This is a genomic window from Acidobacteriota bacterium, from assembly GCA_034211275.1.
In the GTDB taxonomy this organism is placed as follows: domain Bacteria; phylum Acidobacteriota; class Thermoanaerobaculia; order Multivoradales; family JAHZIX01; genus JAGQSE01.
Genome location: JAXHTF010000157.1, coordinates 1 through 16,412, shown reverse-complemented (window position 1 = coordinate 16,412; position 16,412 = coordinate 1). Strand labels below are relative to the sequence as shown.

The following is a 16,412-nucleotide window of genomic DNA, read 5'->3' as shown; positions in this document are numbered from 1 at the left end:
GTCCCGATGGCCCAGCCGCACCAGCAGCGAACGCAGCAGCGGGCCGCGGGCGAGGTCGAAGGGGCGGGAGGCGGCCTCGCCGGCCAGCTGGCGAAGATGGGCCTCCACGGCTTCCGGTGGCGGGTCTTCCGGAGACGGGCCTTCCGGAACGAGGCCCTCCAGGTCCACCACCGGCAGCTGGAAGCTCTCCCTCACGATGGCCGGTGCCTCGATGTGCTGGACCGGGCCCTCGGGGCTGTCCTCGAAGCGGGTGCGCAAGCTCTCGTGGCGCTGAACCAATCGGAAGAGCACCTCTTCCAAGACAGCCACCTCCAGCTTCCCGCGCAGTCGCAGGGCGCTGGGCAGGTGGAAGGCCGCCTGATCCGGCTGCACCTGGTGCACGAACCACATTCGTTCCTGAGCGAAGGAAAGGGGCAGAGCCTCGGGACGCAGCTGGGGCTCCAAGGGCTCCGCCTCACCGCCGCTGCCGGACAGCAGCTCCAGGAGCTCGTCCTTGCGCTGGCGCAGCTCGTCCTTGAGCTCGGCGGTGAGAGCGCCCTTGGGGGCGTTGAGGCGCAGCTTCTCCCCCTCCACCCACACCCGCACGTCGAGGGCTTGAAGGGCTTCCAGCAGCTCGAAGACGGACCGCCCCTGCACCGATTCTTCCTCCACAACCCGGGTCATAGCTCGAACTCCTCCCGGTCGTCCCCCAAGTCTTCTTCGGGGGCCTGGCGAGCCCAGCGCAGAGCATCCACCCGTGCCGCCAGCCGGCGCACGGTGGGGGCGTCGAAGACCGCTTGCACCGGCAGCTCCACCTCCAGCCGCGAGCTCACCCGGCTGAGCATGCGCACCGCCAGCAAGGAGTGGCCACCGAGGGTGAAGAAGCTCTCTTCCACCCCCAGCTCGTCGAGGCCCAGGATCTCGCCCCAGATCTCCGCCAGCCGTTCCTCGGTCTCCGTCGCCGGAGGCTCTCGCCGGCGATCCGCAGCCGGCGCCTCGGGCTGGGGCAGTGCCCGGCGGTCGAGCTTGCCGCTGGCGGTGGTGGGGAGCTGATCCAAGAGCACGAAGAAGCTCGGCACCATGTAGCCGGGCAGCCGCCGGGTGAGCTCCTGGCGCCACTCCTCCCGGCACCGCACCTGCTCCTCCGGCTCCAGCTTCTGGAGCTCCGGGCTCACCACGTAGGCCACCAGCGCCGGCTCGCCCGCCGTCGTGGTGCGCAACGCCACGGCGACTCCTTGAATCGGTGCTCTCCGAATCGCCCCTTCCTGCTCCGAAGACAGGGACGCCAGAGCGCTCTCGATCTCCCCCAGCTCGATGCGGTAGCCCCGCAGCTTGATCTGATGATCCACCCGCGCCAGGAAGCGCAGCCGGCCGTCCGGCAGCCAGCGCACCAGATCGCCGGTGCGGTACATGCGGGCGCCGGAGGCTTCTCCATCCTGCGCCGCCAGCGGATCCGGCAGGAAGCGCTCGGCGGTGAGGGCCGGGCGGTGCCGGTAGCCGCGGGTCACCCCGGCGCCGCCGATGTAGAGCTCCCCCACCGCCCCCAGGGGCACCGGCCGTAGCCCACCGTCGAGCACTTGGAGGGTCGTGCCGTGGAGAGGGCCGCCGAAAGCCACCCAGGGTTCCCCTGAGCGCACCGCGTCGACGGCGGACCAGACGGTGGTCTCGGTGGGACCGTAGAGGTTCCACACCTCCAGTCCCAGCTCCAACAATGACTCCGCCAGCTCTCGGGGCAAAGCCTCGCCGCCGCACAGGGCCTTCTTCAGACCACCCTCTCTCCTCCACCCTGCCTCCAGCAGCAGCCGCCAGGTGGCAGGGGTGCCCTGAACAACGGTGGCGCAGGTCCGCTGCAGCAGCTCTGACAGCCCCGCACCATCCCCCGCCTCGGCGGCAGTGGCCACCACCGTCCGGGCTCCCACCGTCAGCGGCAGGAAGAGCTCCAAGGCGGCGATGTCGAAGGCCAGGGTGGTCACCGCCATCAGGGTGTCGCCGGCGCCGAGACCGGGGCGGCGAGCCATGGAGCGCAGGAAGGCGGCGAGACCGCTCCGGGGCACCTCCACCCCCTTGGGCCGGCCGGTGGAACCGGAGGTGTAGATGACATAGGCCAGGTCTGACTCCGTAGCATCCCCGAGAGCTTCGGTGTCGTCAGCCGCGTCTTGGCTGTCCAGCTCACCGCTCAAGATCTCCCGGGGCTCGCCCTGGTCGAGGTGCAGGATTGTCCAAGACCCTTGGGGCAAGTTCCCCTGCGAGCCCTCGTCGGTGAGCAGCAGCGCCGGCATCGCATCCTCAAAGACCAGCGCTGTGCGGGCGGCGGGATGGGCCGGGTCCAGGGGCAGGTAGGCACCACCGGCGGCGAGCACCGCCAGCGCAGCAGCCACCATGGCGGGGCTGCGTTCGAGACAGAGAGCCACCAGCGTGCCCCGTTCCACGCCCTGGCTCCTCAGCCAGCGGGCCAGGAGCCGGGTGCGACACGCCAGCTGAGAGTAAGTCCATTCCTCGCCGGCTCCCACCAACGCCGTCGCCGACGGATCGCCCAGCAGCACCGCCCCGCGCAGCGCCAGCGCCGCGAAGGCGTCCGGAGAGCCCGAAGAATCGACCTTCGGCAGCCGCGGACGATGATTCCACTCCCGCAGCAGCTGATGGCGCTCCGGCGCCGAGAGCAGCTGGAGCTCTCCCAGGGGAGCCTCCGGCCGTTCCAGCACCGCGTGCAGCAGCCGCGAGTAGCCGTGCAGAAAGCGCAGCCCGGTGGTGCGGTCGAAGAGGTCTTGGTCGATCTCCACGATCACCGCCAGCTCGTCCCCCTTGCGCTCCAAAATCAGGCTGAGGTCGAGCTTGGCGGTGCCGGAGTCGGTCTCCTGGGGAATCAGCTTGAGCCCCGGCAGCTGCTCCGCTCCCTCCATCAGATGCTCGTGCTGGTCGAGCTGGAACATCACCTGTACCAGCGGCGGGCGGCTGAGGTCGCGGTCCTGCACCAGCTCGTCCACCAGCAGCTCGAAGGGCACTTCCTGGTGCTCGTAGGCCTCCAGGCAGCGATCCCGCACCCGCGCCAGGAGCTGGTCGAAGGGCAGCCTGGGATCGAGCTCCACCCGCAGCACCAGGGTGTTGATGAGCAGTCCCAACATGCCCTCCAGCTCGCGCCGGTCCCGGTGGCTGACGGGGGTGCCGAGAGCCAGGTCGGTGCTTCCACCCAGCCGGGCCAGCAACACCGCAAAGACCGAGAGCAGGGTCATGAAGAGGGAGCTGTCGCGGCGGCCGCCGAGCTCCTCCAGCAGCTGGACGGTCTCGCCGCCATGGAGGCTGCGCACCCGCAGCCCGCGACCGGTGGGGGCCGGCGGGCGAGGGCGATCCGCCGGCAGCTCCAAGGGCTCCAGACCTTCCAGCCGCCGGCGCCAGAAGTCCAGCTGGCGTGACCGGCGTTCGCCGGAGAGCCGATCCCGCTGCCATTGGGCAAAGTCCACCGGCTGGATGGGCAACGGCGGCAACGGCGAGGGCTGACCGGCGGCGAAGGCGGCGTAGAGCTGGGCGACCTCGCGAATCAACAAGGTCACGGACCAGCCGTCGGAGACGATGTGGTGCACCGTCAACATCAGGGCGTGGTGCTCCCGATGGTGACGGGCCAGGGCCGCCCGCAGCAAGGGCGGGCGCTCGAGATCGAAGGGCCGGGCGGCCTCCGCCACCGCCAGCCGGGTCGCTTCCCGCCGCCGTGTCCCAAAGTCCCGTCTCCCGGAATCCAGTTCCGTCGGATCCAAACCCTCGAGATCGATCACCGGCAGGCGCACTCGGCGGCGCCCTCGCGGGGCCTCCTCGATGCTCTGTACCGGCTCTTCCCCGCGGTAGGCGAAGGCGGTGCGCAATCCCTCGTGGCGTTCCACCACGTGGGCCACGGCTCGTTCGAGCACCGCCGTGTCCAGCGCGCCCTTGACGTCCACCGTCACGTAGTTGTTGTAGGCCGGATTGCCCGGATCCAGCTGATCCAGAAACCACAGCCGTTGCTGGGCGAAGGAGAGGGGGAAGGTCTGGGGCTCGGGGGGAGCTGCCGCAGCCTCCTGCGCAGCCTCCGGACCCTGTTCCGCTCCCTGCCCTCGAGCCTTCTTCTTGGCCAGCAGCCGTGCCAGGAGCTCGCGCTTCTGCTCCGCGCTGAGGTTCTTGGGGTCGATGGCCGGCTCTTCCACCGGAGTCTCTCGGCTCATCCGTCCTCCTCCCCGGCCGTCCCGCCCCTATCGCCGCGGCGCCGAACTGGACGACGAGCTGGACGCCGGGCTGGACGACGAGCCGAGCGCTTGCGCTGCTCCGCCCGGCTGTAGCCCTGGCCCACCGACGCCGGTTCCGGGGCGGACGGGCCTTCGCCCGCGGCGCCTTCCGCCTGCTCCAGGAAGGCCGCCAGGCTGGCCACCGTCGGGTGCCGGAAGAGATCGAGCATGGTGACCTCCTGCGGGAAGGCCTGGCGAAGCTTCTCGTGCACCTGCACCATCAGCAGCGAATGGCCGCCGAGGTCGAAGAAGGTATCCTCCGTCCCTACCTCGTCGAGACCCAGCACCTCGCCCCAGATGGCGGCGACCTTCTCCTCCACGGCCCCCTGGGGGGGCACCACCTCGCCGCGCACCACCGCCTGGGCTCCGGGGGCCGGCAAGCGCTTGCGGTCCACCTTGCCGTTGGCGGTGAGGGGCAGCTCCGACAGCCGCACGTAGGCCGCCGGCACCATGTACTCCGGCAGCCGCTCCCGGGCCAGCTCTCGAGCCTGGCTCTCCACCTCCGGGGAGGTGCCCTCCGGCACCACCAGGTAGGCCACCAGGCGAGGATCACCAGCGTCTCCCGAATGCACTGTCACCACCGCCGCGCTCACCGCCGGATGCTCCAACAGCGCCGCCTCCACCTCCCCCGCCTCGATGCGGAAGCCACGCAATTTGAGCTGCTGGTCGATGCGCCCGAGGTATTCCACCGAACCGTCGGCGCGGTAGCAGCCGCGGTCGCCGGAACGATAGAGGCGGGCCCCGGGGTCGCCGGAGGTGGGATCCGGCACGAAGCGTTGGGCGGTGAGGGCCGGGCGCCCCAAATAACCCCGGGCCAGCCGTCCACCGCCGACGCAGAGCTCGCCGGGCACTCCGATGGGAGAGGGCTCCCCGGCCTGGAAGAACGGCGGCTCCAGGATGCGCAGGCTTTGATCGGGAATCGCCTCGCCGATGCCGGGGTCGGTCTTCCCCAAGACGTCCTCCCGCCGCAGCCGCCGATAGGTGACGTGCACGGTGGTCTCGGTGATGCCGTACATGTTGATCAATCGCGGAGCCTCATCGCCGTGGCGCTGGACCCAGGGAGCCAGCGACCGGGCCTCCAGGGCCTCGCCGCCGAAGACCACCGCCCGCAGCGCCAAGGGCCCGTGCTCCGCCGGCTCTTCGGCCGGGTCGTCCACCACACCAGCTTCTTGACGAACGAGGGCCTGGAAGGCCGACGGCGTCTGGCTGAGCATCGTCACCCCCTGGGCCCGCAGCAGCCGCAGGAAGGCCTCCGGCGAACGGCTCACCTCGTAGGGCACCACCACCAGGCGGCCGCCGTAGAGCAAGGCTCCCCACAGCTCCCACACCGAGAAATCGAAGGCGAAGGAGTGGAAGAGGGTCCATACGTCCTCCGGCCCCGGTTCGAACCACGGCTCGGTGGCCGCGAAGAGGTCCACCGGATGGGAGTGGGGGATGAGCACCCCCTTGGGCCGGCCGGTGGAGCCGGAGGTGTAGATGACGTAGGCCAAGGAATCCCTCGTGGCCAACGGAGCCGGGGCGGTGGCGGGGAAAGAGCCGAGATCTTCTTGATCGAGAACCAGCCGCGGCGTCGAGGACCCGCCGGAGGTCTCCTCCGAGCTCAGCAGATCCGCCAGCGCCGTCTCGGTGATCACCAGCGCGGCGCCGGAGTCCTGGACCACGAAGGCCAGGCGCTGGGGCGGATAGGCGGGATCCAGGGGCACGTAGGCACCCCCGGCCTTGAGCACCGCCAGGATCGCCGTCACCATCTCCGGCCCGCGCTCGAGCAGCAGCGCCACCGGCACCTCCGGCCCCACCCCCAGCTGCCGCAGCCGATGGGCCAGGCGATTGGCCTGGGCGTCGAGCTCGCCGTAGCTCAGGGTGCGGTCCCGGAAGGTCACCGCCGGAGCCTCGGGGGTCTGCACCGCCCGACGGGCGAAGAGCTCGTGCAGGGGAAGACGCTCCAACCGCGAAGCCGAGAGCTCGCTGGCCCCAGGATTCCACGCCAGAAGCTGCTCCCGCTCCCCCTCCGAGAGCATGGACAGCCGGCCGATGGACTCTTCCGGGCTCTCGCACACCGCCAGCAGCAGCCGTTCGTAATGGGCCACCATGCGCCGGGCGGTGGCGTCGTCGTAGAGATCCGAGTTGTATTCCAGGGTGACGTAATAGCCCTTGGCCGACTCTCCCAGCACCAGGGTGAGATCGAATTTCGCCGTGTCGTTGTCCGCCAGCACCGGCTGGAGCACCAGGTCTCGAAGAGTCTGTTCCTCGGGCCGGAAGGGCTCGAGGCGAAAGACCACCTGGGCCAGCGCCGGCCGGCTCATGTCTCGGGCGATGCCCAGGCGGTCCACCAGCAGCTCGAAGGGCAGGTCCTGGTTGCCGTAGGCGTCGACGCAGGTTCGCCGCACCCGTTCCAGAAGCTCCACAAAGCTGGGGTCACCGCTGGCATCCGTGCGCAGCACCAGAGTGTTGATGAGCAGGCCGATGAGCCCCTCCAGCTCCAGCCGGTCGCGGTTGGCCACCGGCGCCCCCACGGGCAGGTCCCGCTGGCCGGAATAGCGGGCCAGCAGCACGTTGAACACCGCCAGACCGACCATGAAGAGGGAGGCGCCGGCGAGCTGGCCGACGCCTTTGAGGGCTTCCCGATCGCCGGGCCACAGCTCGCCGACGAAGGTGCGGCCGCGCAGGGTCTGCACCGGCGGCCGCGGCCGGTCGGTGGGCAGCTCGAGCACCGGCAGGTCTGCCAACTGCTGCTTCCAATAGCCCAGCTGGCGCTCCAACACGCCGCCGTCCAGATGCTCCCGCTGCCATTGGGCGAAGTCCACGTATTGGATCGGCAGGGGCGGAAGCGGCGACTCCTCACCGCGGACGAAGGCGTCGTAGAGCACCCCCAGCTCGTGGATCAACACGCCCATGGACCAGCCGTCGGAGACGATGTGGTGCAGGCTCAGCAGCACCACGTGCTCCTCCGGCGCCAGCCGCACCAGGGTGTGGCGGAGCAGGGGCAGGCGGGTGAGATCGAAGGTCCGGCGGGAGGCCACCGTCGCCAGCCGCTCCACTTCCTCTTGGGCTCGTTGCGCATCCGCCGCCGCCAGCGCCGACAGATCCACCAGCGGCAAGGGGATGCGCAGGCGCTTCTCCACCAGCTGCACCGGCTTGCCGTCCTCCATGGCGAAGCGGGTGCGCAAAGACTCGTGGCGCCGCACCACCTCGCGGAAGGCCCGTTCCAGCGCCTCCGGCTGCAGCCTGCCGCGAGCCTCCACGGCGATGTAGTTGTTGTAGGTGGCGCCGTCGCCTTCCTCCAGCTGATCGAGAAACCACAGCCGCTGCTGGGCGAAGGACGGCTGGAAACTCTGCGGCTGCTGGCGCTGGGCCAGCAGCTGGGCCAGGAGCTTCTTCTTCTGCTCCGCCGTCAGCCCCTCCAGGCTCTTGCCCTCTAGGCCCTTACCCGCCAGGCTCATGAGCCGCTTTCCTCCTGAGCCAGCAGCTCCGCCAACAGATCGTCCATCTGGTCTTCGGAGAGCTGATCCAGATCCACGTCCTGCGACGCCTCGGAGCGCCGGGCCACGCGCTGGATGGCCGGCTGGGAAGTCGCCGCCGCTGCGGCCGCCTCACCGTCCCCGCCGCCTTCCGCCACCGTCTCCGCCAGCGCCGCCACCGTCGGGGTCTCGAAGAGCGCCCGCAGCGAGAGATCGACGCCGAAGCTCTCGCGCATGCGGGAGACCAGCTGCACGCCCAGCAGCGAGTGGCCACCGAGCTGGAAGAAATTGTCGTGAACGCCCACTCGGTCGAGGCCCAGCAGGCCGCACCAGACTCTCGCCAGCTGCTCCTCGACGGGGCTGCGGGGAGCGACGAAGGCGGTGCTCAGCTCCGGGCGGGCATGGCCAGCGGATCCGGCGCCCTCCTCGCCGCCGGGACCGTCGCCGCTGGAGCCGAGACCGAGCTCTTCCAGGGCCTGGGAAACGTCCAGCTCCTGGCCCAGGGCGGCGCCGAGGTCGGTGGTGGAGACCACCCCCTCGGACACGCCGGCGGCCACCAGCTGCACCAGGGCGTCCATGCCCTCGTTCATGGCCAGACCGAAGCGCTCCCGGCCTTCCCGGAAGGCGTCCTGCACGCGGTCGTCGAAGGAGGTGAGGTCGGACTGCCAAGCATCCCACTTCCAGGCGCACCAATAGACGGTGGTGGCGGGCAGGCCGCGCTGGGCCCGGGCCGCCGCCCAGGCGCCGAGGAAGGCGTTGGCGGCGCAATAATCCACCTGTCCGATGCCGCCGGAGAGAGCGGTGAGGGCGGAGAAGGTGACCACCGTCTCCAGGGGTTGCTCCGCCAGCACCCGTTCGAGAACCAGGGTGCCGGCGACCTTGGGCCGCAGCACCTGGCGGGACATCTCCCGGGTCTTGAGCTGCAGCAAGCCGGCCCCGGGGACGCCGGCGGTGTGGATCAGGCCGTGGATGGCGCCGAAGCGCTCCACCGCCTGCGCCACCACCCCGGCCATGGCTTCCTCGTCCGCCACGTCCGCCGCCGCCACCAAGACCTCCCCGCCGGCTTCCTCCATCGCCTGCACGGAGCGGATGCGCTCCGCCACCGGCGACCCCGGCTCCGCCTCCAGCAGCGCCGGCCACTCCTCCCGGAGCGGCAGGCCATGGCGTCCCACCAGCACCAACCGAGCCTGGAGATGTCGCGCCAGGTACTCGCCGCAACCGCGGCCGAGACCGCCAAGACCACCGGTGATCAGATAGACGCCCTGGTGGCGCAGGGTGGCGGCGGGCTCGGGAGCCTCCGGCGGCAGTGCCTCATAGGCCGGCGTCCAGCGGCGGCCCCGACGCAATGCGGTCACCGGCTCCTTCTGGAAAGTCTCTTGCTGAGAGGAAAGAAGCTCGTTCAGCAGCTCCTCTGCCGAGGGCCGAGCGAGGCCGGCATCGACGGCGCTGTCAGAAGCCGGCACCGGCGGCAGCTCGAGGAGCCGGGTGCGCATTTGCGGCACTTCCAGCGGCAGCACCCGGCAAGGTCCCAGCAGCGTCGCCTTGAGGGGATCGATGGCCTCGCCGCCGCAGACCTCGAAGAGGCCGTCGGCCACCACCCACAAATCCACCGGCTCTTCTCCCGGCAGCGGACCCAGGGCCTGTGCCAGGGCGATGAGGGAGGCGTAGCCGCGGTCGAAGGCCTGTTCTTCCCGATCCGCCGGAGACGCCTCAGCATCGCCGGAGCCCAGGCTCCACAGGTGAACGATGGAGTCCGGCACCGTCTCGGCGGCGCGCAGGGAGCGCAGCAGGGCGGCGAAATCGTCCCGGTGGCCGGGGCGCAGGCGGTAGACGCCGTCGTTCTCGTCCGGCTCTTGGAATTCGTCGCCGGGACGGGCGCGGATCACCGCCGCCCCCGACTCTTCGAGCAGCGCGGCGAAGCTCTGGGTCAGCTCGTCCGGAGCTTCCTCCGCTCCCTCCTCCAGCGCGTCCTCCAGCAGCAACCACCGCCGTTCCGCCGCCCGCTGCAGCAGGCTTTCGCGGTCCATCTGCGGCGACGGGCGGCGGGAGCGCAGCCACGACGGGGCGTGGAACCACTCCTCCACCGGCAGCCGTTCCTCCCGGGGCACCGCGGCGAATCGCGGGGTGGGCTCGACGAAGTAGTGCTGGTGATCGAAGGCGTAGCCCGGCAGATGCACCCGCCGGCGGTCCTCGCCGGCATAGAGAGCCTCGGCGTCGGCCTCGACCCCCGCGAGCCACAGCTGGCCCAGGGCGGAGAGCAGGAAGGCGGTGTCGGGAGTCTTGTCGTAGCGGTTGGGCAGGGTCGCCAGCACCGTTCGCGGGGCGCTGCCCTCGGCGGCGTCCAAGCCCTGCTGCAGCGCCAGGCTGCCCAAGCTCTGCCCCGGCCCCACCTCCAGCAGGACCCGATTCTCCTGGCGCCAAAGCTCGGCGATGCCGTCGGCGAAGCGCACGGTTTGGGTCAGGTGACGGGCCCAATAAGCCGGGTCCGTGGCCTCCTCGTCGCGGATCCAGGTGCCGGTGACGTTGGAGATGTAGGGAATCTGCGGCGGCCGGGTGGTGAAGCCCGAGACCAGCTCCGTGAGCTCGCCGGCGATGCTCTCCAACAGGCTCGAATGGAAGGCGTGATGGGTGTCCAGGCGCCGGCACACCAGCCCCGCCTCCCCCAGCCGCTCCTCCAGCGCCGCCACCACCGCCTCGGCACCAGAGACGACGCTCATCTGCGGTCCGTTGACCGCCGCCAGGGAAAGCTCCTCGCCCAAATAGGCCTCGGTCTCCGCCGCCGCCAGGGGTACCGCCACCATAGCGCCGGCCTCCACCGTCTCGATGAGCCGCGCCCGCTCGCACACCAGCGCCAGGGCGTCCTCCAGCTCCAGCACGCCGGCGACGCAGGCGGCGACGTACTCCCCCAGGCTGTAGCCCAGCAGCGCCGACGGCTCCAGCCCCCAGCTCATCCACAGCCGGGCCAGGGAGTAGCCGACGGCGAAGAGCGCCGGCTGGGCCACCAGGGTGCGCTCCAGCTCCCGCTCCCGGGGGGAGGCGGGCTTCTTGCCCCGACCCACCAGGGCGCGGAAATCGAGCTTGGCTTCTTGTTGGGGCTGGTCTGTCTTGGGCGCAGCAGCCTCTTCAGCACCGGCGTCCGAGAAATCCTCGCCGTAGAGCAGGTCCACCAGATCCACGTCCAGCCGCTCCTTCACCGCCTCGGCGCAGCGGTCGAACCAGCGCCGGTACTCCTCTTCCTGGCGATAGAGCTCCGCCGCCATGCCGATGTATTGATCCCCCAGACCGGCGAAGAGGAAGGCGACGGAGCGCCGGCGGTCGAGGGCCCGACCGCTGAGCATGCGCTGCTGCTGATCGCCGGCGAGGGCTTCGAGGGCGTCGGCGGGGACCTCTTCAGAGCTCTCTCGGCAGACCAGCATGCGCCGATGCTCGAAGGGGGTGCGGGCCACCGCCAGGGTGTAGGCGACGTCCGCCAGGGGCGTTTCGGGTTGGGCCTCCAGGCGCGCCGCCAGGTGGATGGTGGCCTGGTCCAAGGAGCTCGCGGTGCGCGCCGACCAGCGCAGCAGCTGCCAGGGCCGGCTGGGGCCGGAGGGCGCCGGTGCCGGCGCTTCCTCCAACACCACGTGGGCGTTGGTGCCGCCGAGGCCGAAGGAGCTCACCCCCGCCCGCCGGGGCTCGGCGCTGCGGGGCCAGGGGATCAACTCGTCGGCGACCCGGAAGGCGCTCCCGGGCAGCCCCAGGGAAGGATTGGGCTGCTCGAAGTGCACCACCGGCGGGATCTCCTCCCGCTCCAGGGCCAGCACCGCCTTGGTCAGCCCGGCGATGCCGGCGGCGCAGTCCAGGTGACCGATATTCGCCTTCACCGCCCCCAGGGTGCAGTAGGCCTCGCCGTCCTCCGGCGCGCCGTGGACCTTCTTCAGGGCGTCCACCTCGATGGGATCGCCGAGCTCAGTGGCGGTGCCGTGGGTCTCGACGAAGGAGATCTGACGCGGCTCCAGGTCGGCGATGCCCAGCGCCTCGGCGATGACCTCCGCCTGGCCTTCGACGCTGGGAGCGGTGTAGCCGACCTTGTGGGCGCCGTCGTTGTTGATGGCGGAGCCGCGGATGACGGCGCGGATGGGATCACCGTCCTCCAGCGCGTCCTCCAGCCGCCGCAGCACCGCCACCGCCACGCCGCTGCCCCCCACCGAGCCCTCGGCCGCGGCGTCGAAGGTCCGGCAGTGGCCGTCCGGCGACATGATGCCCTGGGGATGGAAGACGTAGCCGCCCTTCTGCGGGAAGCCAATGGAGGCGCCGCCCACCAGGGCCATGTCGCACTCGTGGTTGAGCAGGCTCTGGCAGGCCATGTGGGTGGCTACCAAGGAGGTCGAGCAGGCAGTTTGCACCGTCACGCTGGGCCCCTTGAGATCGAGCTTGTAGGACACCCGGGTAGCGACGAAGTCCTTGTCGTTGCTGATGCCGATGGCGGTGGGGCCGAGCTGCTCGAAGAGCTCGCGGTTGCCGTAGAGATTGAACAGCAGATAGCTGCTGGCGGTGACCCCGCCGAAGACGCCGATGAGGCCGTCGAAGCCCTTGGGCGTGTGGGCGGCGTCTTCCAGGGCCAGCCAGGCAGTCTCGAGGAAGAGGCGATGCTGGGGATCCAGGACCTCCGCCTCCCGCGGGCTGTAGCCGAAGAAAGCGGCATCGAAGCCGGCGGCGTCCTCGAGGTAGCCGCTGGCGGGGACGAAGTGGGGGTTCTCCAGGGTTTGGCGATCGTGCCCCGCCGCGAGCAGCTCCTCCTCGGTGAAGAAGCGGATGCACTCCCGGCCGGCCCGCAGATTGGCCCACAGCTCGTCGATGGTGCGCGCTTCGGGGAAGCGACCGGCGAGGCCGACGATGGCGATATCCGTCTCTCGGGGTAGTGACTCGTCTTCGTCGGGCATGGGATCTCTGGTGGGGTCGAAGGTCATGGGTCATTCCTCTCACCGTCACCGCGGCGGCCGGATCGCCGGCGATTCGGCCGTTTCCTGCCGCGGCGCCGCAGGCTCTGTTTGCGCTGCTCGGCGCGGGAATAGCGCTGAGCCACCGCCGCCGAACCGTCGTTGTCGTCGTCTTGGGAATCTGAAGAATCCTTGGCGAGATGGGCCGCCAGGGAGGCCACCGTCGGGAAGCGGAAAAGATCGAGCATGGCGAGATCGTCCGCAGCGTCCAGCTCCTGGCGCAGCCGTCCATGAACCTCCACCAGGAGCAGCGAGTGACCGCCGAGGTCGAAAAAGCTGTCCTCCACTCCCACCTGGGGAAGCCCCAGCACCTCCGCCCAGACGCCGGCGATGGCCGCCTCCAGCTCGTCCCGGGGAGCGACGGGAGCCGATGGTGCCACCGCCGCCGCGTCCGGTGCCGGCAGCCGGCGCCGGTCCACCTTGCCGTTGATGGTCAGGGGCAGGCTCTCCAGCACTGCCCAGGCGGAGGGCACCATATGTTCCGGCAAACGATCGCGCAGAGCTTCCCGAGAGCGGGCGGGAAGGTTCTCTTCCTCTCCCTCGCCGGCCTCTGCGGGAACCAAATAGGCCGCCAGCCGTGGGCCGCCGGGATCCTCCCGCCGCACCGTCACCGCCGCCGCGGCGATCCACGGCAGAGCCGTCAGCGCCGCCTCGATCTCCCCCACCTCGATGCGGAAGCCCCGCACCTTGACCTGCTGGTCGAGGCGGCCCAGATATTCCACCGAGCCGTCCCGCCGGTAGCGGGCGCGGTCGCCGGAGCGGTAGAGCCGGCCGCCCGGGGTCGGGCTCCACGGATCCGGTACGAAGCGGGCGGCGGTGAGGGCCGGCCGGCCCAGATAGCCCCAAGCCACCCCCGCACCGCCGACGCAGATCTCCCCCGGCACCCCCGCCGGCTGGGGCTCGCCTCGGGGGTCGAGAACCCGCAGGCTGAGATCCTCCAGCGCCCGGCCGATGCCCGGGTCGCGGTGGGCGTTCGGCGCCAGCAGCTGGTGGGTGACGTGCACCGTGGTCTCGGTGATGCCGTACATATTCACCAGCCGGGGTCTCTCATCCTCCCGCCGGCGCTGCCACCAAGGCTGCAGGATCTCGGGATCGAGGGCCTCGCCGCCGAAGATCACCCAGCGCAGGCACAGCTCGCGGCGCTCCGCCTCGGCCACCTCGCCATCCGCCCGCACCAGGCTCTGGAAGGCCGACGGCGTCTGGTTGAGCACCGTCACGCCTTCGCTGCGCAGCAGCTGGTGGAAGGCCACCGGCGAGCGGCTCAGCTCGTAGGGCACCACCACCAGTCGGCCACCGTGGAGCAGCGCTCCCCACAGCTCCCACACCGAAAAATCGAAGGAGGAGGAGTGGAAGAGGGTCCAAACGTCCCCGGCGCCGAAGCGGAAGTCCTCCGCCGTCGCCCGGAAGAGCCGCAGCACCCGGTGGTGGGGCACCAGCACTCCCTTCGGACGCCCGGTGGAGCCGGAGGTGTAGATGACGTAGGCAAGGCTCTCCCCATGCGCCGGCAGCGCGCCGGCAACGGAGGCGAGGCCGTTCTCAGCAGGCTCCTCATGGTCGACCAAGAGCAACCGCGCCGGAGGAGGCTCGGTCTGGGCGCCTTCCTCGATGCCGTCGGGATCGACCCCGGCGCCGTCCAGCCTGCCGGCGAGGGTCGCCCCGGCGGCGGAGTCGGTGACCACCAGCTCCACCCCGGCGTCGGCGACGATCCAGCGCAGGCGCCGGGCGGGATAGGAAGGATCCAGGGGCACGTAGGCGGCGCCGGCGCGGACGATGGCCAGCAGCGCCACCACCAGCTCCACGCCGCGCTCCAGGCACAACCCCACCCGCGCCTCGGCGGCACCTCGCTTGGAATCCGTACCGGAAAGACTCTTCAGCTCGGCGGCGATGCGCTGGGCCAGGGCGCCGGAGAGCGCCGCCAGCTCGCCGTAGCTCAGGGTGACGTCACCGCAGGTCAGCGCCGGCGCCTCGGGGGTCCGTCGCGCCTGCCGCAGGAAGGACTCGCCGAGGGTGGCGGCGAGCGGCTCTCGATCGTCCAAGGGCCGCTGGGGGTCGAGCTCCAGCATCTGCCGCCGCTGCCCTTCATCCAACAGGGGCAAGCGGGAGACCGGCGTCTCCGGATCCACCACCGCCGCCGTCAGCAGGCTGCGGTACCAGCCCACCAGCGCCTCGGCGGTGGCGTCGTCGAAGAGGTCGCGGTTGGTCTCCACCGCCAGATACAGACGGTCCGGCGCCTCCCGCACGGTGACGGTGAGGTCGAATTTGGCGGTGCCGGCGGCGGCGTGGAGGGGCTCGATCTCCAGCCCCGGCAGCTGCACCGACGACCGCGGGGTGTTCTCCAGCACGAAGACCACCTGCACCAGCGGCGGGTGGCTGAGATCCCGCGCCGGCCGCAGCTCCTCCACCAGCTTCTCGAAGGGCAGGCTCTGATGACTGAAGGCCTCCAGCGCCTCTCCCCGCACCCGCTGCACCACCTCGCCGAAAGCCGGATCGCCGGCGAGGTCGGCGCGCAGCACCAGGGTGTTGACGAAGACCCCCACCAGCGACTCCAGCTCCACCCGATCCCGAAAGGTGGAGGGGGAGCCGAGGAGGAAGTCCTTGGCACCGGTGAGGCGGTGGACCAAGGCCTCGAAGCCCGCCAGCAGGGTCATGAAGAGGGTGGCCTGGCGCCGTTGGGCGAGGCGGCGCAGGCCATCGGCCAGCTCCCCCGGCAGGGTCGCCGCCACCGTGCCGCCCCGGCCGCTGCGCAGCGCCGGCCGCGGCCGGTCCGCCGGCAGCTCCAGCAGATCCGGCGCCCCCTCGAGATGCCCGCGCCACCACTGGATCTCCCGCTCCAAGGTCTCCCCGGTGAGCTCTCGGCGCTGCCAGGCGGCATAGTCGGCGTATTGCACCGCCAGCGGCGGCAGGTCGGGAGAGTCCCCGGCGGCGAGGACCCGGTAGATCTGGGTCAGCTCGCGAATCAGCAGATAGAAGGCCCAGGCGTCCGCCACGACGTGGTGCATGTCGAAGACCAGGCCGTGCTTCCCGGCATGCTCCTCGGCTTGCTCTTCGGGTCCCCAACGCAGCAGGAAGGCCCGCAGGGGCTCGCCCCGGGCTAGGTCGAAGGGCCGCCGGCCCTCCCGGGCCACCAGCGCCTCGCCTTCCTCCCGACCAGCCTCGCCACCGAGGCGGCGCAGATCCACCACCGGCAGGCGCAGGGGCCGCGGCGGCAACACTCGCTGAACGGGACCTTGGGAGGCCTCCGAGCCTTCTTCGAACGCGCTGCGCAGCACCTGCTGACGCTTCACCACCGCCGTCAGCGCCCGCTCCAAGAGCTCCACCTGGATCTTGCCGTCGAGGCGGAAGGCGTCCACCAGGTTGTAGGCGGAGCTCGCCGGCTCCAGCTTCTGCAGGAACCACAGGCGCTCCTGGGTGAAGCTGAGGGGAGCCGCAGGGGCGTCCGCCGGCCGGCGCGGAATGGTGGCGACGGTGGTCTGGGCTGAAGCTGCCGCTGGGGACGGGGCGGAAGAGCTCGCGGACGAGCTCGAAGGGGAATCCTTCGGAGCCGCTCCGCCGCGCTTGCGCCGCAGCTTCTGGGCCAGCAGCGCGCGCTTGGCCTGGGAGAGGCCGGCCTTGCGCTGGGAGAGCTCCGCCCGCCGCCCTTCGACCTTGCGGCGCACCTGTTCCTTATCGGGTTCCTGATCGGGTTCCTTATCGGGTTCCTTATCGGGATCGTGATCCGCCGCCTGATTCGCTGCTTCCGCCGAAGACGC

General features: G+C 70.8%; 5 protein-coding genes. All 5 read right to left on the bottom strand.

The window, feature by feature from the left end; translation table 11 throughout:
• A partial coding sequence (locus SX243_19410; protein MDY7095150.1) for a condensation domain-containing protein occupies positions 1 to 663 on the bottom strand: 663 nt, incomplete at its 3' end.
• Positions 660 to 4,169, bottom strand: a complete 3,510-nt coding sequence (locus SX243_19405; protein ID MDY7095149.1) for an amino acid adenylation domain-containing protein — start codon at positions 4,167 to 4,169, stop codon at positions 660 to 662. The genes SX243_19405 and SX243_19410, both read right to left, overlap by 4 nt.
• Complete coding sequence (locus SX243_19400; GenBank protein MDY7095148.1) at positions 4,166 to 7,669, bottom strand: amino acid adenylation domain-containing protein; 3,504 nt, start codon at positions 7,667 to 7,669, stop codon at positions 4,166 to 4,168. Before SX243_19400 ends, SX243_19405 begins: the two co-directional genes overlap by 4 nt.
• On the bottom strand, positions 7,666 to 12,633 hold the full coding sequence (locus SX243_19395; protein ID MDY7095147.1) for an SDR family NAD(P)-dependent oxidoreductase: 4,968 nt from the start codon (positions 12,631 to 12,633) through the stop codon (positions 7,666 to 7,668). Before SX243_19395 ends, SX243_19400 begins: the two co-directional genes overlap by 4 nt.
• Positions 12,630 to 16,319 (bottom strand): amino acid adenylation domain-containing protein, encoded by a 3,690-nt coding sequence (locus SX243_19390; protein ID MDY7095146.1) that lies wholly within the window; start codon positions 16,317 to 16,319, stop codon positions 12,630 to 12,632. The genes SX243_19395 and SX243_19390 overlap by 4 nt, the downstream gene beginning before the upstream one ends.
• Positions 16,320 to 16,412 lie beyond the last annotated feature (93 nt).